The sequence below is a fragment of the Sphingobium limneticum genome (assembly GCF_008710155.1).
Classification (GTDB): Bacteria; Pseudomonadota; Alphaproteobacteria; order Sphingomonadales; family Sphingomonadaceae; genus Sphingobium; species Sphingobium limneticum.
The window spans coordinates 1-2,489 of the sequence record NZ_VYPZ01000076.1 but is presented as its reverse complement, the minus strand read 5'-3'; the positions used below and the strand labels follow the sequence as shown (position 1 = coordinate 2,489).

Genomic DNA, 2,489 nt, shown 5'->3' with positions numbered 1-2,489 from the left:
TGTTGAGTTGCACTGAGAAGTGACCCGGGAGGGTTATAAGTTTTCACTGAGAATTGACCCATGTTTTCCTCGCCCCTGGCTGACAGTCAGGAGGCATCGGAGTGATCGACATGGACCTACTCAGTGTGATCCGCCGCTGGCATTTTCGGCAAGGCATCCCCATTCGCGAGATCCGGCGGCGGACTGGATTATCGCGCAACACGATCCGCAAATATCTGCGCGATGACGCGGTGGAGCCGACGTTCAAGGTTCCCAAACGGCCGAGCAAGCTTGATCAGTTTGCAGAAAAACTGACGACGTGGCTGCGGGTGGAATCTGGCAAGTCGCGCAAACAGAAGCGAACAGCCAAGCAGCTACATGCAGATCTGGTTAAGCTGGGCTACGAGGGATCATACAGCCGTGTTGCCGCCTTCGCCCGCTCGTGGAAGACCGAACGCCAATATGAAAAGCAAACCAGTGGGCGCGGCACATTCGTACCGCTGATCTTCCAGCCCGGTGAGGCCTTTCAGTTCGATTGGAGTGAAGATTACGCCCTTCTGAATGGCCGGCCTACCAAGCTGCAGGTGGCCCATACCAAGCTCTCCCACAGTCGGGCGTTCATCACGCGAGCCTATCTGCTGCAAACGCACGAGATGTTGTTCGACGCACTGACGCAGGCCTTCCGGGTGCTGGGCGGCGTGCCTCAGCGTGGAATATTCGACAATATGAAGACGGCTGTAGACCGGATCGGCCAGGGCAAAGTCCGACAGGTCAATGCGCGGTTCGCTGCCATGGCCAGCCACTACCTGTTCGAAACGGATTTTTGCAATCCGGCCTCAGGCTGGGAGAAAGGTCAGGTCGAGAAAAACGTTCAGGATGCGCGTCGACGGTTATGGCAGCCAATGCCCAACTTCCCAGATCTTGATGCCCTCAATGCCTGGTTGGAAGAGCGGTGCATCGCACAATGGGGAGAAATCCAGCATGGCGTCCTCCCCGGCACAGTTGCCGATGTGCACGCCGTTGAGATTATCAGCCTGATGCCGATGGGGCGGGCCTTCGATGGCTTTGTCGAACATACCAAGCGCGTGTCGCCGACCTGCCTGATCGCGTTCGAGCGCAATCGCTATAGCGTTCCTGCATCCTTTGCGAACCGGCCAGTGAGCCTGCGGGTCTATCCTGATCGGTTGGTCATCGCGGCCGAGGGGCAAATCTTGTGCGAGCACAACCGGATTATCGACCGTTCTCACCAGAAGCCGGGGCAGACGATCTATGACTGGCGGCACTATCTGGCAGTTGTTCAGCGCAAGCCTGGCGCTTTGCGCAATGGGGCGCCATTCCTCGAAATGCCCGAAGCCTTCCGGCAACTGCAGGGGCATCTGCTCAAGCGGCTTGGTGGTGACAGGGAGATGGCGGAAATCCTCGCCCTTGTTCTACAGCATAACGAGCAGGCTGTGCTCAGCGCAGTCGAACTGGCCCTTGAAGCCGGGGTGCCGACCAAAACCCACATCCTCAATGTTCTGCACCGCCTGATCGATGGCAAGGCTCCACCGGCATCCCCAATCGATGCCCCGCAAGCCCTGCGCCTCGCCCAGGAGCCTGTGGCCGATGTCGAACGCTACGACACGCTGAGGACGTTACGCCATGCGTCATGATCCCGCCAGCGCCGCTGTGGTTGTCATGCTACGCGGCCTCAAAATGTATGGCATGGCGCAAGCCGCCGGCGATCTGATCGAGCAGGGCGCGCCAGCCTTTGACGCTGCCGTTCCGATCCTCTCCCAGCTTCTCAAAGCGGAAATGGCCGAGCGCGAGGTCAGGTCCATTGCTTACCAGATCAAGGCAGCCCGGTTCCCGGCCTACAAGGATCTGGCAGGCTTCGACTTTGCCGTCAGTGAGGTCAACGAGGCGCTCGTGCGTCAACTTCACCGTGGTGACTTTATGGATAGCGCCGACAACGTCGTACTGATCGGCGGACCAGGCACCGGCAAAAGCCACATCGCGACGGCTTTGGGCATCCAGGCGGTTGAGCATCGCCGCAAAAAGATCCGCTTCTTCTCTACTGTCGATCTGGTCAATGCGTTGGAGCAGGAAAAGGCCGCAAACAGGGCGGGCCAGTTGGCCGAGCGTCTGTTGCGCCTCGACCTCGTCATCCTTGATGAGCTGGGATATCTACCCTTCAGCCCTTCAGGCGGGGCCATGCTGTTCCATCTGCTCAGCAAACTCTATGAGCGGACCAGCGTTGTTATCACCACCAACCTGAGCTTCAGCGAGTGGTCCAGTATCTTTGGCGATGCCAAAATGACCACCGCCCTGCTGGATCGCCTCACGCATCATTGCCATATCCTTGAAACCGGCAATGACAGCTTCCGCTTCAGAGCCAGTTCCGCCGCCCCAAAATCCAGAAAGGACAAATCACCCGCTTGACCCTGCTCGTCGCAGGCAGCACATCAACCACGCCCACCCGGGTCACTTCTCAATGAAAATCCCGGGTCACTTCTCAGTGCAACTCAACA

2 protein-coding genes are annotated in these 2,489 nt (G+C 58.5%); both read left to right on the top strand.

What is annotated here, in order from left to right:
• The first annotated feature begins 110 nt into the window (after positions 1 to 110).
• A complete protein-coding gene (istA, locus tag F4U94_RS23965) occupies positions 111 to 1,631 on the top strand; it encodes an IS21-like element ISRsp3 family transposase (protein WP_150412350.1) in 1,521 nt (506 codons plus the stop codon).
• Positions 1,621 to 2,400 (top strand): IS21-like element ISRsp3 family helper ATPase IstB, encoded by a 780-nt coding sequence (gene istB, locus F4U94_RS23960; RefSeq protein ID WP_150412349.1) that lies wholly within the window; start codon positions 1,621 to 1,623, stop codon positions 2,398 to 2,400. Before istA ends, istB begins: the two co-directional genes overlap by 11 nt.
• Positions 2,401 to 2,489 lie beyond the last annotated feature (89 nt).